Here is a 22,534-nt window from a genome sequence, read left to right on the forward strand (position 1 = left end):
GCTGCCTCTTTAGCTAAAATTAGAGCGCGATACTACTCCGCCCAGTCTCTGCTGACAACCATCCTGCCTACAACTGATTAAATTCATCGCTGTATTCAATTCGGCCTTGACGCTGCTTTAATTCGCCAGCATTAAGTTCACAGATCATAAAACAGTCGTCGGGAACTGGCCAGCGACAGCTAAATCCATGCGCAGATGCCGTTTCGAACCCCATAGAACGGTAATGCTTGGGATCACCTAGCACGGCAACAACGGGATAGCCAAGCTCCGACAATGAAGCAAAAGACTCACGCATTAATGCGGATGCAACGCCCTGACCTTGATACTCGGGAGAGACCGCCAACGGGGCCAACCCTTGCCAATTCGACTCTTCACCATCGACTTGCAAAGGGCTAAATAAGATATAACCAATCACTGCGCCTTCATCGTCGCATGCGACAAAAGAGAGGGTGCGTTTGCCGTTTTCACGCAGAGCCATCACCAAGTTAGCTTCTGCCTCTGAAGGAAATGCCTCCTTCAATAGGGCATCAACGCCGAAAGTGTCAGTCGGGTTTTCAGTTCTGATCAACATGCTGTACCTCGGCTCCGGCAGATAGGCCCGCTTCAATAAAATCGGCAAACTTAGATAAAGCCCCTAGCAAAGGTGCTGGCAATGCCGACCAGTCGATGCCATCCATCAAATTCTTCACTTCTAAACCGAGTTCAGTATCGCCTTCTATGTTTAATCGACGCTGGAAAAAGAGTGTATCGGGGTCTTCTCGCCGTGCAGCAATCAAAATAAGATCATTGGCATCAGCACTAAAACTCGCGTCAACGCGTTCACACGCTTGAGCCACAACCAAGCTATCATCGTCAAAACTGATAAACGCTTCCAGCGCCAAATCGGTAACGCTAATACGCAACCAACGATGGCGCAAAAATTCAAACTCGCCATCATCTAGCGCTTCACGACACACAGTTTTTAATGTGTTCAGCAATAACGCCCGTTTAACGGAGAATGGAGTCAACTTGGCGGGAAAACGCAACCAACTTGGGCCCTGAGTAACCAAATTATGGTGTAACTGACGAATCACAATTGCTCCTAAAAATAACGAGACATTAAATGCAAGCGTAACGGCTTTCTTGCATTAATTACACAGGTTTATATCAAAAAACAGACAAATATTATCTCTTCATCATCCCCGTTGACTGAATTGGGTATTGCTATCAATAACAATATCGATAAAGTGTCGATATCTCCTTTTTCCAACACAATAATGATGTAGTGCATGCCTTCAGAACAACTTGCTCACTGGTTTCCTTTATTGACAGATAACAGCCCGTTTCTGTTTGCGGTTCTTGATAACAACCATAATTATCAGCTAGTTAATAGCCGCTACAGTGAGATCAGTGGCTATAGTCGCGAAGAGCTAATTGGTAAAAGTGATCGCCATGCTCTTGGCGAACACTACTACCAATCCCTCGCCCCTTATTATGATCGCGCGCTACAAGGCGAACGAGTTGAAACTGAAATCACCTTTAAAAGCAGCCACAGTGAAGTCAGTTACTATTTCAGCATTTCTGCAATACAGCCCCCAGAACGCAGTTCTCCATCTATTGTGCTGCATGGCGTTGATTCATCTGAACGACAAATATTGGTCAGCTCACTCGAAGAAGCTGAAAACCAGATCAAGGTGCTGACTCAGCTCTCATCCGATGGGATCTGTTTTATCGACAATAAACATATTTTACGGGCTAACCAGCGAGCCGCTCAACTGCTTGGTTTTAAAAGCATTAATGACATTCAAGGGCGAGATCTGAGCCGCCTTTTATTAGATTTACATCAGCACAAAATACTTGGTAGTCAGATTAACCAACTAAAAACTGGCGAAACTTTACTGTGCCAAACCTCTCCTCATGTTAAAAAGCAGCGTTTACTCAAAATCACCTCAAGCTCTACCACCTTGCTCGGCTCGCAAGCACAAGTTATTCAGATCCGTGAATGCCCAACGTCTCAACTGAAACAGAAAGCATCGCCGATTATCTCTCACAATAGCAATGATCCACTAACAGGGCTGACTAATCGCCACAGTTTCAGCCAACAATTAGAACAGTTAATTGCAAAAAAACAGCCGCTTAGCATTCTCTATGTGGATATTGATAACTTTAAGAACATTAATGACTCCCTTGGTCATCATATTGGCGATCGAGTTCTCAAAGAGGTCGCAACCCGCTTAGAAAAAATCATTCCAGCCAGTGCTGTGCTCGGTCATTTAGGCGGCGACGAATTTGGCATCATTGTGCGCTCTTCAGAACATGAGCAAGCCGCACAACAGTTATCACGCGAAGTCATTAATCTCATTAACTCTCCTTTTGACCTACTCCATTTCAGCAAACACCTTGCTTGCTCTATTGGCATAGTGCAGTACCCCGTTCACGGTAAAGATGCTCGCGCCCTGATGCAAAATGCAGACACCGCCATGTACGAAGCAAAACAACGGGGCCGTAACCGCTATGTCTGTTTTGATATGCAAATGAGCCGAGAAGCACGAATTCGGCTGTGGCTAGAAATAGAACTACAAAAAGCCATTAAGAATCGTGCTCTTGAAGTATGGTATCAACCTAAGGTTGATACCCGTAGCCTCACTATCTGTGGTGCAGAAGCCCTTGTACGTTGGAAGCACCCGGTGGAGGGGTATATCAGCCCAGGGCAGTTTATTCCGGTAGCAGAGCGCTCAGGTTTGATTGAACAATTAGGTTTACTTGTCATGCGTGATGTTTTCAGCGCAGTTAAAAACTGGCGCCGCAATAATATCCTCCCGGGTCGAATTGCCATAAACCTCTCCCCTCAGCAGTTCAGCAACCCAAACCTGCTGCGTGATGTAGAGCGCTTACTCAAACAAGAAAAAATCAATCCCAATGATATTACCTTTGAGCTCACTGAAAGTGCCGTCATGAGCGACAGTGAACATGCCATTCAAATGTTACAAGCTATCAAAAAGTTTGGTATTGCCTTATCTATTGATGACTTTGGCACTGGCTACTCGTCGTTAGCTTACCTGACACGTTTCCCTTTAGATGAACTGAAAATTGATCGGGCGTTTATCCATGATTTAGATACCTATCCAAAGCAAGCAACGCTAATCGAAAGCATTATCCACCTAGGTAAATCGATGGATATGCAGATTGTCGCTGAAGGGGTTGAAACACAAGAACAGGCTGCGCTATTAGCTAATCTCCAGTGTCACGCCATTCAAGGCTTCTACTTTTACAAACCAATGCCCGCTTCTGAGTTTGAAACGCTGCTGCTAAATCAGCATGGCTAACCACATTGAGGGTAAAAAAAGTGCGCGACTCCCCTCTCACACTATGATGACAAAATAGGGTCTAATTGACAAAAAACTGTTATAAATCAATCTTTACTCATAAAAGGTAATTTACCATCCGGTAACAATGCAGTAACAGGATGTTGATAAATGGAACTACTCTGCCCAGCCGGTAATCTACCCGCATTGAAAACAGCCGTCGATAACGGTGCCGATGCGGTATATATCGGTTTTAAAGATAATACGAATGCCCGCCATTTTGCTGGACTCAACTTTTCAGGTCGTAAACTGGAAAAAGCCGTGCAATACATTCGCGATCATCAGCGTAAACTGCATGTGGCTTTAAACACGTTTGCTCATCCAGATGGTTTTAGCCGTTGGACGGCTGCAGTAGATAATGCTGTCGCGATGGGAGTCGATGCGCTTATCGTCGCTGACATTGGCTTACTGGGTTATGCCGCTGAACGCTATCCCGATCTTGAGTTGCACCTATCTGTGCAAGCATCCGCCACAAATAGTGCTGCTATCGATTATTACCACACCCAGTTCAATGTTAAGCGCGTTGTTCTGCCTCGGGTCTTATCTATCCATCAGGTGAAACAACTCGCACGAACAACAGACGTTGAACTAGAGGTATTTGCTTTTGGAAGTCTATGTATTATGGCGGAAGGACGTTGCTATCTCTCCTCCTACTTGACGGGAGAGTCCCCTAACACAGTAGGCGCTTGTTCACCGGCCAAATATGTTCGCTGGAAAGAGACGGATAACGGCATGGAAACTCGCCTTAATAATATCTTGATTGATCGTTATCAACATGGCGAAACTGCTGGCTACCCCACGCTATGCAAAGGGCGTTTTCAAACAGGCGATAAGTGTTACCACGCGCTGGAGGAGCCGACTAGTTTAAATACCTTGTCTATCCTGCCAGAGTTATTCGCCGCTAATATTGCATCAGTAAAAATTGAGGGGCGTCAGCGCAGTCCTGCCTACGTTGAACAAGTTACCCGCACTTGGCGTGCCGCGATCGACAGTTATCAGCGCGACCCAACCCAATATACGGTTGATCCCGCTTGGAATCAGGCATTAGACAAAATTTCAGAAGGTAGTCAAACCACACTCGGTGCTTACCATCGTCATTGGCAATAGGAGAGAGCATGCAATACGCGCTTGGGCCAATCCTCTACTTTTGGCCACAAATTAATATTGAAACTTTTTATCAACAAGCGGCTGCCAGTCAGGCAGATATCATCTATTTAGGCGAGACCGTTTGCTCAAAACGTCGCGAGGTAAAACCACAAGACTGGCTAAACATCGCTCGTATGCTCGCTGATAACGGCAAACAAGTTGTGCTATCGACCATGGCCCTGCTTGAAGCTCAGAGTGAAATAAAAGTACTTAAACGGTATATCGATAATGGCGAGTTTGCGATTGAAGCAAACGATATTAGCGGAATAGGCCTTGCCGCTCAGGCACGTATTCCCTTCATTGTCGGTCCGGCAATCAACACCTATAACGCCTTAACCCTCAAAATCTTTGCGAAACAGGGGATGATCCGCTGGTGTATGCCTGTCGAACTATCCCGTGAGTGGCTCGTCAATATCCTTAATCAGTGTGACGAGTTAGGCATTCGTGATCAATTCAAGACAGAAGTCTTTGGCTATGGTTACTTACCGCTCGCTTACTCTGCACGTTGCTTTACTGCTCGAGCCGAAAATCGCAGCAAAGATGATTGCCAAACTTGCTGTATTCATCACCCTAACGGCATCCCTGTCAGCAGTCAGGAAGGTGAGGCTGTATTTACCCTGAATGGGATTCAAACCCAATCAGGCTATTGTTACAACCTTCAAAATGATCTTCCAACCATGCAGGGGTTAGTCGATGTCGTGCGTCTCTCACCTTTAGGCCTAGATACACTGGATACGCTCGCTGAATTCAAGGCAGGACAATCCACCACACTGCAACAAGTGGATTGCAACGGCTACTGGCACCGACTCGCGGGTATTGTTCAGCGCCCATAAACACCACTGCCCCTTAGGTAGGCTAAGGGGCAGTAACGGTTTCAGTTGTTAACGTCGATTAATCCATCTCTATTCTTACCCCACTTAAACTCCCCATCATAGGTTGTTCAAGCGGCTGGTCATCACTGCTTCCCAGCTTAATCATCAGGCGTAAATCGTTTTCTGAATCAGCATGATGCAATGCTTCAAGCTCGGCGATCTTACCATCCCTTACTAGCGCATAAAGTGCTTGATCAAAGGTGCGCATTCCTTGTTCTTTGCCGCGGCGCATCACTTCTTTCAACTCATGCAGTTCTCCGCGACGAATAAGATCAGAGACTCGCGGGGTATTGATTAATAACTCAAATGCGCCATGCCGCCCACTGCCACGCATATCGGGTACCAATTGCTGGGCCAAGACACATTTGAGGTTTAACGACAGATCAAATAAGAACTGCTCCCGCCGCTCTTTCGGCACCAAATGTAAAATCCGCTCTAGGGCTTGGTTGGCATTATTGGCGTGCAATGTGGCCATACATAGATGCCCTGTTTCAGCAAACATCATGGCGTATTCCATGGTTTCACGGGTACGAATCTCACCAATCAAGATCATGTCAGGCGCCTGACGTAACGAGTTCTTCAATGCGATCTCATAACTGTCAGTATCTAATCCCACCTCACGCTGGGTGATAATGCATTTATTGTGCTGATGAACAAATTCAATTGGGTCTTCAATGGTAAGGATATGTCCACTCGAGTTACCATTACGATAACCTGTCATGGCGGCCATCGAGGTCGATTTCCCCGAGCCCGTTGCACCCACAACTAAAATCAATCCACGTTTCGCCATCACCATATGCTGCATTTCTAATGGTAACGTTAACTCGGCAAACGTTGGAATATTGGTTTCAATGCGCCGAATAACCATCCCCGGCATATCTCGCTGCCAAAAAGCACTAACCCGGAAACGGCCAAAGTCACGGACAATGGCAAAGTTCGCTTCTTTGGTCGAGAAAAACTCTTCGCGGCGAGCATCGTTCATCACGCTATTAAACAGAATATTTACCGCAGCGAGCGACAGCGCCTCACCGTAAGGGGTCAGCTTGCCATTAATCTTCAACAAGCACGGCGCATCAACAGTAATATAGAGATCAGAGGCCTTTACCGTCACCATCTGCATCAACACATCATGTAATTTCATCTGTAATCACCTTGATCCCAGTTGGATAGTTGACCCGCTGGCTTTACGCCTGGCCTCTTCAGCTTCAACCATTCCTTGCGCCACCAGCAATCTGGCCGCTTGCTCCATGGTCTGCATCCCCTGACTCGATCCCGTCTGAATCATAGAGAACATCTGTGCCACTTTATCTTCTCGGATCAAATTTCGGATTGCTGGTGTCGCTAACATAATCTCATGCGCAGCAACACGCCCTCCCGACGTACACTTCATCAAGGTTTGTGAGATAACGGCACGCAGTGACTCCGAGAGCATAGAACGAACCATCGACTTATCATTACCCGGAAAAACATCAATAATACGGTCGATGGTTTTTGCCGCGCTACTGGTGTGCAACGTACCAAAAACCAAATGGCCCGTTTCTGCGGCAGTCAAAGCCAAACTGATCGTCTCTTGGTCACGTAACTCTCCCACCAAGATGACATCGGGGTCTTCACGCAATGCTGAGCGCAGCGCTGCGTTAAAGCTGTGGGTATCGCGGTGAACTTCACGTTGGTTAATCAAGCACTTCTGACTTGGATGAATAAATTCAATTGGGTCTTCGATAGTGAGAATGTGGCGATTAAAGTGCTGATTAATATAGTTGACCATCGCCGCCAATGTGGTGGATTTACCCGACCCTGTAGGGCCAGTCACTAGTACTAATCCAGACGACAGCTCACTGATATTCCTAAATATATCAGGCGCATTGATTGACTCGAGTGTTGGGACGTCATTAGGAATGGTTCGAAAGACCGCCGCCCCCCCTCGCGCTTGGTGAAACGCATTCACCCTAAATCGACCAACGCTAGGCACTGCAAATGAAAAATCGCACTCTAACTTTTCTTCGAATTCTTTGCGTTGTGCATCATTCATAATGTCAAAGACCAATTTATGAACTTCTGCATGGGTTAATTCTGGTAGACTTAACTTTCTAACGTCGCCATCAACACGAATCATCGGCGGAACGCCAGCTGAGAGGTGCAGATCTGAGGCGTGGTGTTTTACACTAAAGTCCAATAATTCGGTGATATCCATTCACTTTTCCTGCAGAATAAATTTTATGGTTAGTATCAAACAAAATATTGCGCAGATCACCCAACAGATACAACAAACGTCCCAAAAATGCGGCAGAGCCCCCGATTCAGTGCAACTGCTCGCAGTCAGTAAAACCAAACCAATTAGCGCCATTCAAGAAGCCATTGAAGCTGGACAGCGTGCATTTGGCGAAAACTATGTCCAGGAAGGCGTAGAAAAAATACAATATTTTTCTTCCACACCGTACGCGAATGAATTGAATTGGCACTTTATCGGCCCCATTCAATCAAATAAGACCAAACTGATTGCAGAGCACTTCGGCTGGGTTCATTCTGTTGATAGGGAAAAAGTCGCACGACGACTCAATGAGCAACGTCCCACTAATCTGCCGGCATTAAATGTACTGTTGCAGGTCAATACTAGCGGTGAAGCCAGCAAGGCAGGTACTGACGTTAGCAGCGTTGTCGAACTCGCCGTGCAAATCGCCACGATGCCTAATTTGGTTTTACGCGGGTTGATGTCGATCCCGGAACGCGCCGAGGACTATGATAGCCAATTGAGAGCATTTAACAGCTTGGCAGAAGCGTTCGCGCAATTAAAGCCCCATCACCCTCACCTAGACACCCTATCAATGGGCATGAGTGGAGATATTGACGCCGCGATTGCAGCAGGGAGTACCATGGTACGCATTGGCACTGCCATTTTTGGCGCACGCGATTATGGCGCTAAATAATAAGTGATCTCGTGCCTTTAAACTTAGCAAACATACGACTCTGAAAACGGAGTTATGCATATTATTAACGTCAGTTGCAACCGAGAAAATAGGTAACTTAACCATGGAACACAAACGTATAGCATTTATTGGCGCAGGAAATATGGCAAGCGCAATTATTGCAGGGCTATGCAATAGTGGTTATCCGGCTTCACAGATCACCGCTACCGCACCAAGCCTCACCCGGCGCCAGCCATTAGAAGACAAATTTGGCATTCAGACCACAGATAACAATTTGCAAGCGGCGAATGATGCCGACGTGGTGGTCCTCGCGGTTAAGCCACAACTAATGGAAGCCGTTTGCCAACCGCTACAAATTCTCGATTTTTCATCAAAACTGGTGATAACCATCGCGGCAGGCATTAGCGCCGCGCGTTACAATCAGTTCCTTGGACAAGCGGTCAAGCTAGTTCGAGTCATGCCCAATACACCGTCGCTATTAGGCAAAGGAATGAGCGGTTTGTATGCAGAAAGCTCTATTCCTACTCAAGACCAACAGTTTGCCGATATGTTAATGCGTGCCGTCGGAGAAGTATGCTGGGTTGAACAGGAGAGCAAAATAAATCAGGTTATCGCAGCCGCTGGCAGCGCCCCAGCTTACTTCTTCTTGTTTATGGAAGCGATGCAACAAGAAGCGATTCGCCAAGGTATGGATGCGGACACAGCGCGACTTTTAGTACAACAATCTGCGATTGGTGCAGCCGAAATGGTTAAAGCCAACCCAGAATTAACGCTATCGATGCTGCGTGAACAAGTCACCTCAAAAGGGGGCACGACCGCTGAAGCGATACGCACATTTAACGAACATCATCTCTCGGACACCGTCGCCAAAGCAATGCAAGCTGCGGTTACTCGTGCACAAGAGATGGAAAAACTGTTTTGAGTTGACTCAAAACATCAGTATTAATAAACAAAGGTAAACTATGAATTCAATCGCCTATCTGGTCTCTACGGTTTTTGACCTCTACATCATGGTGGTTCTACTGCGCATTTGGCTACAGTGGGCTCGCGCAGATTTCTATAATCCGTTCTCGCAATTTATTGTTAAAGCAACGCAACCCATTGTCGCGCCTTTACGTCGTATCATTCCATCGCTCGGCTCGCTCGATATCGCGACCTTGTTATTCGCCTATGTCTTATGCTGCTTGAAGTTTGTCATCTTACAACTTGTGCTTTCTGGCGGCGCCATGGCAATTGGACCCGGCATGCTGTATCTCGGCCTACTCGCCCTGCTAAAAGCGGCGGGTGGACTTATCTTCTGGGTCTTGCTACTCAGAGCGATCCTGTCGTGGATCAGCCAAGGACGCAGCCCAATTGAGTATGTGATGCATCAATTAAGCGAGCCACTCACCGCTCCGATCCGCCGCTTCATCCCTGCCATGGGCGGTTTAGATTTGAGCGTACTGGTTCTATTCATTGGTCTGCAGTTTGCGAATTTCCTGTTGGGCGACTTGTTTGGACCTATCTGGTTCCAGTTGTGAGTATGGCTTGGCGTGACAACGATGATTTGTTGCTGCGCCTCTATATCATCCAGCCGAAAGCAAGCCGTGACGCCATTGTCGGCCAACATGGTGATGAATTGAAGGTGGCGATTACTGCGCCGCCCATCGACGGCAAAGCGAATGCTTACCTCTGTAAGTTTCTCGCCAAACAGTGTCGGGTCGCCAAAGGTGCAGTGATCATCGAAAAAGGGGAACTGGGTCGGCACAAACAGGTACGCATCCTTGCCCCAGCGCAGATCCCCAGTGTGATTAGCGCATACCTCGAAGAGTCGCTCTGATGGGTGTCAGCGGTCATAACTGCAATAAGACCAGAGGGAACTGGTCTTATTTATGATCTTGGCGGTGAAAACCACCATTACAGCAAACAAGGAGAGCACCATGAAAATATTACTGACGCTTTTTTTGAGCTTACTCTTGAGTCTGTCTGCGTCTGTTAGTGCTGAGCAGTCGGTGACCTTTGACCATATCGAAGTCCATTATTCTGCCATTCCAACCACCTTTCTCTCTCCTGACATTGCCAGCAACTACCGTATTCAGCGCAGCCGCTACTCTGCCCTGCTCAATATTGCCATTCTTGATAGAACACAAGACAATCAAGCCATGATCGCATCTGTTCACGGCAGTGCTGCCAACTTACTCGGCAATAAAAAGACCTTAAGTTTCCGCGAAATCCGCGAAGGCAGTGCCATCTACTATTTAGCGGAAGTGCCTCACACCCATGAAGAGCAGTATTTGTTTGAGATTCTGATCACCACCCAAGGCGGCGTTACCAACACGCTGCGTTTTCGTCAGACCTTCTATAGTGAAGAGTGACGGCATACTCTTGCCTTTTTACATTTAGTCCGCACTGACTTCCCCTAACAAGATAGTGCGGCTACACTACGCGTTTTGCTCATCACGAAATAGGTAGTCTTTATGTCTAAACTGGTTCTTGCCACTGGCAATCAAGGTAAAGTTCGCGAAATGGCCGATTTATTGGCTGACTTTGGCTTTGATGTCGTTGCTCAAAGTGAGTTTAATGTCTCTGACGTAGCAGAAACTGGCACGACGTTTGTTGAAAATGCCATCATCAAAGCACGTCACGCAGCACAAGCGACCGGATTACCTGCCATTGCCGATGATTCCGGCCTTGAGGTTGATGCCTTAGAGGGTGCGCCCGGTGTCTACTCTGCACGCTACGCTGGTGACACCGCGTCTGATCGCGATAACTTGCTCAAGCTTCTCGAACAAATGGACGGTATAACCGACCGCCAAGCCCGCTTTCATTGCGTATTGGTGTTAATGCGCCATGCCAATGACCCAACCCCACTGATCTGTCATGGCAGTTGGGAAGGTGACATTGCCATGCAACCAAGCGGCGAACAAGGCTTTGGTTATGACCCAGTCTTCTATGTTCGAGATGCTAACTGCACAGCTGCAGAGCTAACTTCAGCAGAGAAAAAGCTACGTTCACACCGTGGACAAGCACTGCAAAAGTTATTTCAGGCACTTAAGGACACAAAATGATCACCCCACCACCATTGAGTCTGTATGTGCACATCCCTTGGTGCGTGCAAAAATGCCCCTATTGCGACTTTAATTCGCACGCCCTCAAGAGTAAAGTTCCAGAGGCTGACTACATTGATGCACTACTCGATGATCTTGCCCAAGACCTTCGTCGTTTGGGGCCGTTTGAACGCCCACTGCACTCAATTTTTATCGGTGGTGGTACGCCAAGTTTGATCTCCCCTGAAGAGATTACGCGTTTGCTGCAAGGCATCGCTAGCGTCCTTCCATTTAGCCCTGAGATTGAAATAACCATGGAAGCCAACCCAGGCACTGTTGAAGCTGGGCGCTTTGACGCGTACAGACAGGCTGGCATCAACCGAATTTCGATTGGAGTACAATCGTTTGATAACGAGAAACTCACCCGCTTAGGCCGAGTTCATGATGCCAATGAAGCGATTTCAGCAGCGCAGACAGCGGCACAAGCTGGGCTAAACAGCTTTAACTTAGACTTAATGCACGGCTTGCCGACCCAGTCATCCCAACAAGCGATTGCCGATCTACAGCAAGCCATTGCCCTAAATCCACCCCACTTGTCATGGTATCAGCTCACGTTAGAGCCCAATACGCTATTTGGCTCGCAGCCGCCAACGCTGCCAGATGATGATGAACTCTGGGCTATTTTCGAGCAAGGCCATCAGCTACTTGAGCAAGCGGGTTATGTTCGCTATGAAATATCCGGCTACAGCAAGCCGGGTTATCAGTGCCGTCATAACCTAAACTACTGGCGTTTTGGTGACTACCTTGGCATTGGTTGCGGTGCTCACGGTAAATTCACCTTTGCTGATGGGCGTATCGAACGCAGCGTAAAAGTGAAGCATCCAAGAGGCTATCTCGACACAAATAAAGCTTATCTGGTCGAGCAGTGGGAAGTTGAAGCGCAGGATCGCCCGTTTGAGTTCTTCATGAACCGCTTTCGTCTTATCGAGCCATGTCCGAAAAGCGAATTTAGTGCCACCACTGGGTTAGCACTGACGCACATCCATCAACCGATTGAGCAAGCAAAACAGCAAGGTTTATTGACTGAAGATGATCACTCTTGGCATCTTACTGAAAAAGGACTGCTGTTTTTCAACGATCTTATCGCTCTGTTCGTCGATGGCGAATAAACAAAAACGCCTTCAAAGCGAGCAGCGATGAAGGCGTTGCATTGTCATACGGGCAGGATTATAACGCGGTTACGGCTCGCTCACGGATTGAGACAGAGTGACCGTCTGCCACTCTTTCAGCGCCGGAATCAACGCTTGAATTTGCTGCTCATGGGTCTGCCAGCGGGCTAAACGCTGGCAAAAATCTTGATTCAACGCGGCCATTTGAGGCTGTTGCAGCTCGATGATACCTTGTAGCTCCTCCTGCAACAGACCCATACGTTCGCTGATCTTGGCCATTTTATCTTCACCAGACTCAGTAGGCAGTCGGGCTAAGTCACCCATCCCTGTCACACCCAGTTGTACAAGGAGTGTTTTGAATTGTTGTTCTATCTTCTCAGATAACAGCAAGACACGTTGATGGCGAAATTGTGGGTCGCTACCGGGGGCACCAAAAATCCCCTGCAACTGACTATTGAGTTGCTGTTGAAATTGCGTCAACTGCTGCCTTGATGCACTTTGTTCCCCAAGCTGCGCCGCTAACGCCTGATCGACCTTCCCTACCACTCGGTCAAGCTCACTGCGCAACGTGGTATGCATATAAGGTAAATCCTGCATTAGCTGACGGCGATACTCTGCCAAAGCTCGCGTCTGTTCACTACGCAGCGACACGTGGTGGACAGCAAACTTGAGTCCGCCTTGGTCGGAAACAGTAAAGGTTTCACCACCCTGCACCAAAAGAAGATTGCCGTCACGTGTGGCAATATCATTATGCAACATCGGTAGACATTGCGAACCTAACGCACTACCAGCCCATACCAGTGACAACAACATTAAGCCCAAACGCATACACCAACTCCGTCAGGCCTAAAGCCTGATTAAAAAATAGAACGTCCGATACGCTCAGCCAGTAGTTCTAGCACGCGCGTACCAGCCAGAGAGTTACCCGATTTATCGAGTTCTGGCGACCAAACAGCAATACTCATTTCGCCAGGAACAATGGCAATAATGCCACCACCCACACCGGATTTACCGGGCATTCCAACACGGTAAGCAAACTCGCCAGCGCCATCATATAACCCACTGGTTGCTAGCAAGGCATTGAGCTGCTTGGTTTGAGTTTGGCTTATAATGGTTTTTTCTGCGCCCAAAGGAAGTCCTTTATTTGCCAAGTAGCTAAATGTTTTCGCTAAATCGGTACAACTCATGCGCAGGGCACAATAGTGGAAGTAATTATGTAGAACAGGCATCACATCATTATTGAAATTGCCAAATGAACGCATGAGGTAGGCAATAGCAGCATTTCTGTCACTGTGCTGCATTTCAGAGGCTGCGACAACTTTGTCATAAATGATCTTATTCTCGCCACTTAATGCTCTAACCAGTTCCAGCATGCGATGACGAGGTGCTGACAGCCGTGTCGCCAATAAATCACACACTACCAGAGCCCCAGCATTAATAAATGGGTTGCGCGGAATACCGTTTTCCATTTCAAGCTGGATCATCGAATTAAATGCGTGCCCAGATGGCTCTTTACCCACTCGTTGCCAGATCTCGTCAGCCTCATACATCATCATAGCCAAGGTTAGGCTCAATACCTTTGAGATTGATTGAATAGAAAAAGCTTCGTCCGCATCGCCTGCAGTAATGATTTCACCATCGTTATAACAAACAGCAATACCAAGCTTATTGGTAGGTACTTGTGCCAACGCTGGAATGTAATCCGCCACTTGGCCCTGACCTATTAATGGGCGGGCCTCATCAAGAACTTGCTCTAATAAAGCTTGAGTGGGTTTCATTGTTTAACTCCTGAGGAAGAAAAAGCCAGCGCAATGGCTGGCTTTAACAATCAACATATGGGTTTAAAGTAGGCTAAGCCGTACGTTCAAACTTAATATCCCAAACACCATGACCTAAGCGGTGGCCACGTTGTTCAAATTTAGTAAGTGGACGATCTTCAGGACGTGGCACATAATCCCCGTCAGTCGCCTGGTTTTTATAATTCGGGGCCGCATCCATCACTTCAATCATATGCTCAGCGTAGTTTTCCCAATCTGTTGCCATATGGAAAACACCGCCAATTTTTAGCTTTTTACGCACCATCTCAACAAATTCAGGTTGAACAATTCGACGCTTGTGGTGGCGAGCTTTATGCCAAGGGTCTGGGAAAAAGAGCTGGACAGTATCTAAGCTGCCATCAGGGATCATGTGTTCGAACACTTCAACGCCATCGTGGCACATCACGCGCAGGTTAGTCAGCGCTTCATCGCCAGCAGACATTAGGCACGCACCAACACCTGGTGAATGTACTTCGATACCGATGTAGTTTTTCTCTGGGGCATTTTTGGCCATTTCAACAAATGATGCGCCCATACCAAAGCCAATCTCTAGTACCACTGGGGCCTGACGACCGAAAACATCTTCCCAACGAAGCATGTCTGTTTGAAAGTCGACACCCATTGCTGGCCAGTGTTGCTCCATCGCAATTTCCTGACCTTTAGTCAGACGACCTTCACGACGTACAAAACTGCGCACTTTGCGGATCAGTTTGCCATCTTCAGTAAATTCGTTCAGCGTCACTTCGCCAGACGTTTTTTGGCTCATGGTTTGGTACCTACAATTCGAAATCAACAAAAAAAGGAGCGGATCGCGCATTATCCAAAGATTACTCATGAGTGCAAGCCTCTAGCCTGAATTTTAATCATTAAGGTGAAATTTGTGCGCTAAGTTAGTAAAGAACAAACCTTAACATTGCCGCTAATCTTGTCTGCATCTCGATTAGAGTGCATATGAAGAGAATAAAAAAGTTGGGTGTTGCTGCGAAACTGTGTATAACCCCCCCTATCCAAACAGGAAAGAGACCCTCATGAAATTAGATAAAATCGAGAATAAAAGCCGCCGTTTGCGTAAAAAACTATTCCTTGGCGAATTTGCCATCTTTGGTTTTGAAGTCAGCTGCAAGATGTCGGTAAAAGATTTCGACCAATACGATACCTTTATCGACGAGTTTATCGACTACTTGGACAGCGTTAACTTATGTTTCGGTGGTGGCGGCCTTGAAATCTTTGAAGGCTTCCTATGTTCGACAGATCGTTACGGTTCAACTACTGAAGAAGATAAAACTTTGGTCGCAAACTGGCTGCAAAACCGCGCTGAAATCAGCAGCGTTGAAGTTGGCGAAATCGTTGACGCCAATTTCGGCTAATCATCAGCCCTGTATATTAGTGATACCGGCAACGCTATGTCGGTATCACATATTCCTCTTCTCGCCACTTATCTTCGCTTACATCGCATATAGCCCTGCACTTACTGGGTATTTCCACACCAACAATCGGTATATACTCCCACTTTAAGCGCACACCTTTAGTGCCATCAAACTTAACGACATGAGTGTACCCTGGTGAGTAACCGTTTCTCTGAGTCAATTCTGTGTTGGTACGACAAGTACGGCCGTAAAACCCTACCTTGGCAGCAACAAAAAAGCCCTTACCATGTCTGGCTATCTGAAGTGATGCTACAACAGACACAAGTCAGCACGGTTATCCCTTATTTCGAACGTTTTATCACCCGTTTCCCAACCATTGCCGACTTAGCTGGCGCCGATCTAGACGAAGTTCTTCACCTCTGGACAGGGCTTGGTTATTACGCGCGAGCCCGTAATCTGCACAAGACCGCCCTAATAGTCACTCAAGAGTATCAAGGCGAGTTCCCAATAACGCTGGCTGAAGTTCAAGCGCTACCAGGGATCGGGCGCAGTACCGCAGGTGCCATTTTATCTCTGGCATTAAAACAACCGCATGCCATCTTAGATGGCAACGTCAAACGTGTATTAGCGCGTCATTATGCTGTGGAGGGGTGGCCAGGAAAGAAAGCGGTTGAGAACCAATTGTGGCAACATGCTGAGCGCAATACCCCATCAGACCGAGTGGAGCATTACAACCAAGCGATGATGGATATGGGGGCGATGGTTTGTACTCGCAGCGCTCCGAAATGCATGCTTTGCCCCATAACATCAAGTTGTCAGGCTAATCAACACAACACACAACGCAATTTCCCAGGCAAAAAGCCCAAAAAAAGCCTGCCTATACGTCAAGGCTGGTTTCTGCTTGCCAGCGCAGAGCACTCTGTTTGGTTAGAAAAAAGGCCTAACAGTGGCTTATGGGGAGGACTGTTCTGCTTTCCACAATATGACTCTCAGCAGGCGTTAATCACCGCTGTCGAGCAACACTATCCAGACGCTGACACTCTTACCGTAATGGATGGGTTTCGGCATACTTTTAGCCACTACCACCTTGATATAACCCCGGTTCTCGTACCATTAGCGCAGATACCACAAAACATCATGGAAGACGGTCAAGGTCTTTGGTATAACTTACAGCACCCTGATGCAGTTGGTTTAGCGACGCCTGTAGCGCGTCTTCTTACTGAATTAGCTCATCACTTTGACATAATCGACCCACTTATAGGAGCGCCTCGATGAGCCGTACTGTATTCTGCCAGCACCTAAAACAGGAAGCTGAAGGCCTTGATTTTCAATTGTATCCTGGCGAGCTGGGCAAACGCATTTTTGACAATATTTCAAAGCAAGCATGGGCCGAATGGCAAACCAAGCAGACAATGCTTATCAATGAAAAGAAGCTCAACATGATGAACCCTGAGCATCGCAAACTGCTCGAAGAAGAGATGGTTAACTTTTTGTTTGAAGGCAAAGATGTCCATATCGAAGGTTACACTCCTCCAAGTAAATAAGTGTTAGCGTAAAAGTAGCGTCTAAAATACTTATATTTAAGCGAAAAACATGACATTATTCTGCTCTATGGAGGTAATGTCATGCTTAAACTGTTGCCGCTTCTGGCCCTATTTGCCCTGAGCGGGTGTAGCCGCGAATTTATCGAATCAATCTATGACGTGGATTACTCCACAACCAATCGATTTGCCAATAACCTCGCCCCCCTCCCCGGTCAATTTGAAAAAGATATCGGTGCCATGGAGCAATTGATCAGCTCTTTCAATGGCCAAGTTCAGCGCCACTGGGGCGATGATGTCCTCATGGCGGGAAAGCGTGATTACGTTAAATATACTGACAATTACCAAAGTCGCGCTCACGTTGACTTTACTCGAGGCGTTGTCACTATCTCGACAGTCGCAAAAACACAGCCTCAACAGCATTTAAGAAAAGCGATCATCACCACCTTACTCACACCAGATGATCCTGCCGGGGTTGATCTCTACTCTTCTTCAGAGATCCATCTTGAGGGGCGCCCTTTTCTTTACGAGCAAGTATTAGATCACGATGGTCAGGCGATAGCATGGGAGTGGCGCGCCAACCGTTTCGCTGATCACTTAATCGAAAACCAATTAAAACGCGGCAAAGTGCGCTACCAAAATAGCTTCTATGTCGAGATCCCTATGGTGGCCAACCACGCTGATCGTCGTGGCTATCAGTATGCCGACCTTGTTCGTCAAGCATCACGCAAGTACGACATTCCTGAAGACTTGATCTACGCCATTATCAAAACCGAGAGTAGCTTTAACCCTTATGCCGTCAGTTGGGCGAATGCGTATGGGCTGATGCAAATCGTCCCCAAAACAGCGGGCGCTGATGTTTATCGCTTGATAAAAAACAAACCCGGCACTCCCGATCCCGAAAATTTGTTCGATCCCGCTTACAACATTGATATGGGGACAGCTTACTTTTACCTGCTGAAAAATCGTTACCTGAAAGATGTTCAAGATCCGCTAAACCTGCACTACGCCATGATCTCTGCCTATAATGGCGGCGCGGGTAATGTTTTTCGTACCTTCCACAGTAATCGCCAGCAAGCGATGAGCAACATTAATAATTTGCAGCCAAACCAGGTCTATTGGGCACTAACCAGCAAACACCCTCTATCTGAGTCGCGCCGTTATCTAGAAAAAGTGATTCAGTTTCAAAAAGAGTTCAATCAAGGAAAAGTGTAACCCAACACAAAGGCAATCCATTAAAAAACAAAAAGTTAAAACAATAAGCCGTGTTGACATGGTGTATCTTCACCTCCATCAGCGCGAACAAAAAAACAGCAAACGAACATTAAGTTAAAAAAAAGCGTTGACGCGGAGAGAGAAAATCTATTTAATGCACCTCCGTTGCCTCGATAGCTCAGTCGGTAGAGCAGGGGATTGAAAATCCCCGTGTCGGTGGTTCGATTCCGCCTCGAGGCACCATATTAAATGGTGTGGTTGATTAGCAACGACAACATGAAAAAAAGATAATTCCCCCTTAGTTCAGTTGGTAGAACGGCGGACTGTTAATCCGTATGTCGCAAGTTCAAGTCTTGCAGGGGGAGCCAAATAAAGTGTGCCGACTTAGCTCAGTAGGTAGAGCAACTGACTTGTAATCAGTAGGTCACCAGTTCGATTCCGGTAGTCGGCACCATTTATTTGCCTCGATAGCTCAGTCGGTAGAGCAGGGGATTGAAAATCCCCGTGTCGGTGGTTCGATTCCGCCTCGAGGCACCATTGATTTAGCCCTAATCGTAAGATTAGGGCTTTTTCGTATCTGGAGTATAACGCTTCCTAGCGACTCGCTGTGTAACCCTTCCCTTTATCTTGCTTCTTGCTTCTTGCTTCTTGCTTCTTGCTTCTTGCTTCTTGCTTCTTGCTTCTTGCTTCTTGCTTCTTGCTTCTTGCTTCTTGCTTCTTGCTTCTTAGGGTATTCAGCGCGATTTTTTCTCTGTTTCAAACTATTTTTCTTCACACCACAATAAAATTTCCCGCTCAAAAGCATTAATTTAAGCGAAATCCTAAACGGCATCGCCAAATATCCCCCCTCCCTCTCCTGCTGTTCACCTATCTATTCGTCATTTTTATTGGTGATAAACAATGCAAAATGTGCAAAAGCACAGCACATAAGCTAAAAAAGCAGCGAACGAACCAAAAAATACATTTTTATCGTTGACTCAAAGGCCGAAAACCTTTTTAATGCGTCTCGTCGCCAAGGGGAACACACTTCTCCAAGGTAACAAAGCAACAAACGTTGCCTCGATAGCTCAGTCGGTAGAGCAGGGGATTGAAAATCCCCGTGTCGGTGGTTCGATTCCGCCTCGAGGCACCATATTAAATGGTGTGGTTGATTAGCAACGACAACATAAAAAAAAGATAATTCCCCCTTAGTTCAGTTGGTAGAACGGCGGACTGTTAATCCGTATGTCGCAAGTTCAAGTCTTGCAGGGGGAGCCAAATAAAGTGTGCCGACTTAGCTCAGTAGGTAGAGCAACTGACTTGTAATCAGTAGGTCACCAGTTCGATTCCGGTAGTCGGCACCATTTATTTGCCTCGATAGCTCAGTCGGTAGAGCAGGGGATTGAAAATCCCCGTGTCGGTGGTTCGATTCCGCCTCGAGGCACCACAACAAGATGCGGTCGTTTAATAACGATGCATAAAAAGATAATTCCCCCTTAGTTCAGTTGGTAGAACGGCGGACTGTTAATCCGTATGTCGCAAGTTCAAGTCTTGCAGGGGGAGCCACTTTTGAAACCTCAGTCGAAAGACTGAGGTTTTTTTTCATCTGTACTTTACCGTCGCAGAGATACTTCACAGCAATGAGCCAGTATAGAGCGCAGACAAAAAAACCGTCGCGGATCACGACGGCCTTCCCTACTGCTGTCAAACAGAACTCTTGTCCAACAAAACGCTAGTTAAACAAACGCTGAATAAATCCCCCAAGGGAGTCGTTACACTGCTCCTCTAGGTTGCCATCAATATCCCAAACAGGTAGCTCAATCTGACCCTGACAGTCAAAATCTAACCCGCCATCCGGATTCGCCGAATACGTCGCGGTACGCATTCCTGACGGCCAATTAAGTTGTAAACGTAATGGCTCTCGTTGACGTAAATACTCGCTGTAGAGTCGTAGAGCCCCACTTGAGCCTGTCAACCCTGTATCGCCATTATCATCACGACCAATCCACACTGTCGCCACCTCGCGACCATCAATGCCTGCAAACCAACTATCTCGATTGTTATCGGTAGTACCGGTCTTCCCCGCCAACGCAGCCCACCCATACTGTTGATGTAAGTAGCGCCCTGTCCCATTGACCACGGCATGCTTCATCGCATAAGTCGTCAACCATGCTGCGTGCTCATTGATCTGTTGTGAGGCGCGTGGCAAAAAACGATACAACACTCGCCCTTCCTGATCGGTAACAGCACGCAGTGCCGTCAACGGCGCAGTTCTCCCTCCGCCCCCCAAGGTCTGATAAACCTGATTCACTTCAAACGGGGTGAGATTCACCGCACCCAACAACATTGCCGGGACTGATGGTATTTCTGCTTGCGGGGCGCCCATATTAACCAGGGTCTTCTTAACTTCACCCAGGCCGACGGCCATGCCAACATTCACCGTTGGGACATTCAACGAACGTGAAAGCGCTTGATACAAAGGGACTTCGCCACGGAACTGTCGGTCGTAATTACGAGGCTGCCAAGATGACCCTTGGCTACCCTGCAGTTGTATCGGCTTATCTTCAAGGGTCGACGCCAACGCAAAGGTGCGAGGTTGTGACAGGGCCGTCAGGTAAACCGCAGGCTTAACCAGCGAACCAATTGGACGACGCGCATCTAAAGCGCGATTAAAGCCCGCATAGCCTGGATTGCTTCCACCCACCATTGCCCGAATTTCGCCTGACAGCCGATCTGAGACCACAACTGCCGTTTCCAGCCCATCACCTAGCTTTGGCAAGGAACGGCTCACTGTTTGCTCTGCAGCGCGTTGAGACAAGGGGTCTAAACTGGAGAATATCCGCAATCCTACCCCTGGGGTAAAGTTCTCGCCCACATACTGATTTATTTCACGACGTAATAGCTGAAAATAAGCAGGCTGACGGGAAGCGACACGCGGTGAAAGTTGAATGTCTAACCGACGTAACACGGCCTGTTCATATTCACTGGCTGTTAATACGCCGTTTTCCATTAATAAGCGCAATACCAAATCGCGACGCTGCTTCACACGCTCTGGGTGACGCCACGGGTTGTAATACGACGGCCCTTTTACAATTGCGACTAACATGGCCAGTTGGTCAACACGCAGTTCTTCTAACGGACGCCCAAAGTAGAGCCGTGCTCCTAGTGCAAAGCCATGAATCGCTTCGCCACTTCCCTGCCCCAGATAAACCTCGTTCATATAGGCCTCTAAGACACGATCTTTGTCATAGCGATAATCAATAAGTATGGCGATATACGCTTCGCGTAATTTACGCCACAAGGTTCGCTCGCGACTAAGAAAGAGGTTTTTCGCTAACTGTTGCGTTAAGGTACTGCCTCCTTGAACCGTCCTTCCTGCTCGCAAGTTGACGGCAAACGCCCGGAAAATAGCGCTGGGTGAGACCCCATCATGGTGGTAGAAGTCACGATCTTCTGTCACCAGTAGTGCGTCAATTAGCACGTCAGGGATTTGCTCACGAGGAACAAATAGGCGCTGTTCTTCAGTGCGTGATTCCAGCATACCTAACAGCTTAGGTTCGATATTAAGGTAGCCAAGATCACCACCTTGAGGAAGACGCTCAATGCGCTGTAAGCCAGAGCGGTCAAACGTCAGCATCACATGTCGCGCTGCATCAAAGCCGTCGACAAACTCAAATGGCCGACGTATCAATTCTATACGCGTCGAAGATGCCGAGTACTCTCCCGGGCGGCGCGGCTGGCTTACTTTGATATAACGCAGCGCTTCTAACTCACGCATCACTTCATGGTGAGTCACTGACTGACCCGGCTGAAGGGTTAATACCCGCCCATAAACCACCGAGGGTAAGTGCCATAACTGACCATCAAAACGATCCCGTACAACACCGTCTAAATAGATACCAGTAACAGCAAGGATAGCTACCGCCACCAGCCCGAGTTTGAGCATAATGATACCCATAAAGCGAGACCAACGACGCGGCATGCTTGACTGCGTTTTAGAGCGGGTGTTGCGAGCCCGTTTCTTGGTGGTTGTTTTCGTTGCTTTCGTCTTAGGCTTAGCTGGGCGTCGCTTACGAGGTGGCTGATTTCGCTCCGTCATTCGCGTTTGTCTCTCCTGATGCATGGTTGATG

23 protein-coding genes and 9 tRNA genes are annotated in these 22,534 nt (G+C 47.5%); 23 read left to right on the forward strand and 9 right to left on the reverse strand.

The window, feature by feature from the left end:
- Nucleotides 1-67 precede the first annotated feature (67 nt).
- Together ACKLNH_RS14365 and ubiT are read right to left on the reverse strand one after the other, a co-directional pair.
- Nucleotides 68-571, reverse strand: a complete 504-nt coding sequence (locus ACKLNH_RS14365; protein WP_413112957.1) for a GNAT family N-acetyltransferase — start codon at nt 569-571, stop codon at nt 68-70.
- Entirely contained in the window at nt 555-1,073 is a 519-nt protein-coding gene (gene ubiT / locus ACKLNH_RS14370) for a ubiquinone anaerobic biosynthesis accessory factor UbiT (protein WP_413112958.1), read from the reverse strand. The genes ACKLNH_RS14365 and ubiT overlap by 17 nt, the downstream gene beginning before the upstream one ends.
- A gap of 195 nt (nt 1,074-1,268) precedes the next feature.
- Between ubiT and ACKLNH_RS14375 the strand changes: the two genes are divergently transcribed.
- The 3 genes from ACKLNH_RS14375 to ACKLNH_RS14385 all read left to right on the forward strand — a co-directional run bounded on the left by ACKLNH_RS14375 (nt 1,269) and on the right by ACKLNH_RS14385 (nt 5,323).
- A complete protein-coding gene (locus tag ACKLNH_RS14375; protein ID WP_413112959.1) occupies nt 1,269-3,305 on the forward strand; it encodes a sensor domain-containing protein in 2,037 nt (678 codons plus the stop codon).
- Between the two features lie 150 nt (nt 3,306-3,455).
- Complete coding sequence (gene ubiU, locus ACKLNH_RS14380; protein ID WP_413112960.1) at nt 3,456-4,451, forward strand: ubiquinone anaerobic biosynthesis protein UbiU; 996 nt, start codon at nt 3,456-3,458, stop codon at nt 4,449-4,451.
- An 8-nt stretch (nt 4,452-4,459) separates the two neighbouring features.
- Nucleotides 4,460-5,323, forward strand: coding sequence for a U32 family peptidase (locus tag ACKLNH_RS14385; protein WP_413112961.1), 864 nt, complete (start codon nt 4,460-4,462; stop codon nt 5,321-5,323).
- A gap of 58 nt (nt 5,324-5,381) precedes the next feature.
- Here the strand turns inward: ACKLNH_RS14385 and ACKLNH_RS14390 are convergent, their stop codons facing one another.
- Together ACKLNH_RS14390 and ACKLNH_RS14395 are read right to left on the reverse strand one after the other, a co-directional pair.
- Nucleotides 5,382-6,503 (reverse strand): PilT/PilU family type 4a pilus ATPase, encoded by a 1,122-nt coding sequence (locus ACKLNH_RS14390; RefSeq protein WP_413112962.1) that lies wholly within the window; start codon nt 6,501-6,503, stop codon nt 5,382-5,384.
- A gap of 6 nt (nt 6,504-6,509) precedes the next feature.
- Nucleotides 6,510-7,556: a type IV pilus twitching motility protein PilT gene (locus ACKLNH_RS14395; protein WP_413112963.1), complete on the reverse strand. Its 1,047-nt coding sequence runs from the start codon at nt 7,554-7,556 to the stop codon at nt 6,510-6,512.
- Between the two features lie 25 nt (nt 7,557-7,581).
- On the opposite strand from ACKLNH_RS14395, the gene ACKLNH_RS14400 reads away from it, so the two are divergent.
- The 7 genes from ACKLNH_RS14400 (at nt 7,582) to hemW (ending at nt 12,484) form a co-directional block, all read left to right on the forward strand.
- Entirely contained in the window at nt 7,582-8,289 is a 708-nt protein-coding gene (locus ACKLNH_RS14400; RefSeq protein ID WP_413112964.1) for a YggS family pyridoxal phosphate-dependent enzyme, read from the forward strand.
- A 103-nt stretch (nt 8,290-8,392) separates the two neighbouring features.
- Complete coding sequence (gene proC, locus ACKLNH_RS14405; RefSeq protein WP_413112965.1) at nt 8,393-9,211, forward strand: pyrroline-5-carboxylate reductase; 819 nt, start codon at nt 8,393-8,395, stop codon at nt 9,209-9,211.
- A 40-nt stretch (nt 9,212-9,251) separates the two neighbouring features.
- A complete protein-coding gene (locus tag ACKLNH_RS14410) occupies nt 9,252-9,809 on the forward strand; it encodes a YggT family protein (protein ID WP_413112966.1) in 558 nt (185 codons plus the stop codon).
- Nucleotides 9,806-10,108 carry a DUF167 family protein YggU gene (gene yggU, locus ACKLNH_RS14415; protein ID WP_413112967.1) on the forward strand — a complete coding sequence of 101 codons (303 nt, stop codon included), beginning with the start codon at nt 9,806-9,808 and terminating at the stop codon, nt 10,106-10,108. The genes ACKLNH_RS14410 and yggU overlap by 4 nt, the downstream gene beginning before the upstream one ends.
- Before the next feature lie 100 nt (nt 10,109-10,208).
- A complete protein-coding gene (locus ACKLNH_RS14420; RefSeq protein ID WP_413112968.1) occupies nt 10,209-10,643 on the forward strand; it encodes a DUF4426 domain-containing protein in 435 nt (144 codons plus the stop codon).
- Between the two features lie 102 nt (nt 10,644-10,745).
- Nucleotides 10,746-11,336, forward strand: coding sequence for an XTP/dITP diphosphatase (locus ACKLNH_RS14425; RefSeq protein ID WP_413112969.1), 591 nt, complete (start codon nt 10,746-10,748; stop codon nt 11,334-11,336).
- Nucleotides 11,333-12,484, forward strand: coding sequence for a radical SAM family heme chaperone HemW (gene hemW / locus ACKLNH_RS14430; protein ID WP_413112970.1), 1,152 nt, complete (start codon nt 11,333-11,335; stop codon nt 12,482-12,484). Before ACKLNH_RS14425 ends, hemW begins: the two co-directional genes overlap by 4 nt.
- 69 nt (nt 12,485-12,553) lie before the next feature.
- Here hemW and ACKLNH_RS14435 read toward each other — a convergent pair whose 3' ends face one another.
- From ACKLNH_RS14435 to trmB, 3 genes are all read right to left on the reverse strand, one after another.
- A complete protein-coding gene (locus ACKLNH_RS14435; RefSeq protein ID WP_413112971.1) occupies nt 12,554-13,312 on the reverse strand; it encodes a DUF2884 family protein in 759 nt (252 codons plus the stop codon).
- A 29-nt stretch (nt 13,313-13,341) separates the two neighbouring features.
- Nucleotides 13,342-14,262, reverse strand: coding sequence for a glutaminase B (gene glsB / locus ACKLNH_RS14440; RefSeq protein WP_413112972.1), 921 nt, complete (start codon nt 14,260-14,262; stop codon nt 13,342-13,344).
- Between the two features lie 73 nt (nt 14,263-14,335).
- Entirely contained in the window at nt 14,336-15,067 is a 732-nt protein-coding gene (gene trmB / locus ACKLNH_RS14445; RefSeq protein WP_413112973.1) for a tRNA (guanosine(46)-N7)-methyltransferase TrmB, read from the reverse strand.
- A gap of 262 nt (nt 15,068-15,329) precedes the next feature.
- Here trmB and ACKLNH_RS14450 point away from each other — a divergent pair, with 262 nt between their 5' ends.
- From ACKLNH_RS14450 to ACKLNH_RS14485, 8 genes are all read left to right on the forward strand, one after another.
- On the forward strand, nt 15,330-15,668 hold the full coding sequence (locus tag ACKLNH_RS14450; protein WP_413112974.1) for a YggL 50S ribosome-binding family protein: 339 nt from the start codon (nt 15,330-15,332) through the stop codon (nt 15,666-15,668).
- A 195-nt stretch (nt 15,669-15,863) separates the two neighbouring features.
- Entirely contained in the window at nt 15,864-16,943 is a 1,080-nt protein-coding gene (gene mutY, locus ACKLNH_RS14455) for an A/G-specific adenine glycosylase (RefSeq protein WP_413112975.1), read from the forward strand.
- Nucleotides 16,940-17,212, forward strand: a complete 273-nt coding sequence (locus ACKLNH_RS14460) for an oxidative damage protection protein (RefSeq protein WP_413112976.1) — start codon at nt 16,940-16,942, stop codon at nt 17,210-17,212. Before mutY ends, ACKLNH_RS14460 begins: the two co-directional genes overlap by 4 nt.
- 81 nt (nt 17,213-17,293) lie before the next feature.
- Nucleotides 17,294-18,424, forward strand: coding sequence for a membrane-bound lytic murein transglycosylase MltC (gene mltC / locus ACKLNH_RS14465; RefSeq protein WP_413112977.1), 1,131 nt, complete (start codon nt 17,294-17,296; stop codon nt 18,422-18,424).
- A 167-nt stretch (nt 18,425-18,591) separates the two neighbouring features.
- A tRNA-Phe gene (locus ACKLNH_RS14470) sits at nt 18,592-18,667 on the forward strand.
- Nucleotides 18,668-18,716: 49 nt separating this feature from the next.
- Nucleotides 18,717-18,792 (forward strand) — tRNA-Asn (locus ACKLNH_RS14475).
- Between the two features lie 10 nt (nt 18,793-18,802).
- Nucleotides 18,803-18,878: transfer RNA gene (locus tag ACKLNH_RS14480), tRNA-Thr, on the forward strand.
- 7 nt (nt 18,879-18,885) lie between these two features.
- A tRNA-Phe gene (locus ACKLNH_RS14485) sits at nt 18,886-18,961 on the forward strand.
- Between the two features lie 85 nt (nt 18,962-19,046).
- Here the strand turns inward: ACKLNH_RS14485 and ACKLNH_RS14490 are convergent.
- Nucleotides 19,047-19,262, reverse strand: coding sequence for a hypothetical protein (locus tag ACKLNH_RS14490; protein ID WP_413112978.1), 216 nt, complete (start codon nt 19,260-19,262; stop codon nt 19,047-19,049).
- Between the two features lie 218 nt (nt 19,263-19,480).
- Between ACKLNH_RS14490 and ACKLNH_RS14495 the strand changes: the two genes are divergently transcribed.
- The 5 genes from ACKLNH_RS14495 to ACKLNH_RS14515 all read left to right on the forward strand — a co-directional run bounded on the left by ACKLNH_RS14495 (nt 19,481) and on the right by ACKLNH_RS14515 (nt 19,969).
- A tRNA-Phe gene (locus tag ACKLNH_RS14495) sits at nt 19,481-19,556 on the forward strand.
- Between the two features lie 49 nt (nt 19,557-19,605).
- Nucleotides 19,606-19,681: transfer RNA gene (locus ACKLNH_RS14500), tRNA-Asn, on the forward strand.
- 10 nt (nt 19,682-19,691) lie between these two features.
- A tRNA-Thr gene (locus ACKLNH_RS14505) sits at nt 19,692-19,767 on the forward strand.
- Nucleotides 19,768-19,774: 7 nt separating this feature from the next.
- Nucleotides 19,775-19,850 (forward strand) — tRNA-Phe (locus tag ACKLNH_RS14510).
- 43 nt (nt 19,851-19,893) lie between these two features.
- Nucleotides 19,894-19,969 (forward strand) — tRNA-Asn (locus ACKLNH_RS14515).
- A gap of 166 nt (nt 19,970-20,135) precedes the next feature.
- On the opposite strand, the gene mrcB is transcribed toward ACKLNH_RS14515, so the two are convergent.
- Nucleotides 20,136-22,502 carry a penicillin-binding protein 1B gene (gene mrcB, locus ACKLNH_RS14520; RefSeq protein ID WP_413112979.1) on the reverse strand — a complete coding sequence of 789 codons (2,367 nt, stop codon included), beginning with the start codon at nt 22,500-22,502 and terminating at the stop codon, nt 20,136-20,138.
- Nucleotides 22,503-22,534: the final 32 nt, after the last annotated feature.

Source organism: Thaumasiovibrio clandestinus, from assembly GCF_047250365.1.
In the GTDB taxonomy this organism is placed as follows: domain Bacteria; phylum Pseudomonadota; class Gammaproteobacteria; order Enterobacterales; family Vibrionaceae; genus Thaumasiovibrio.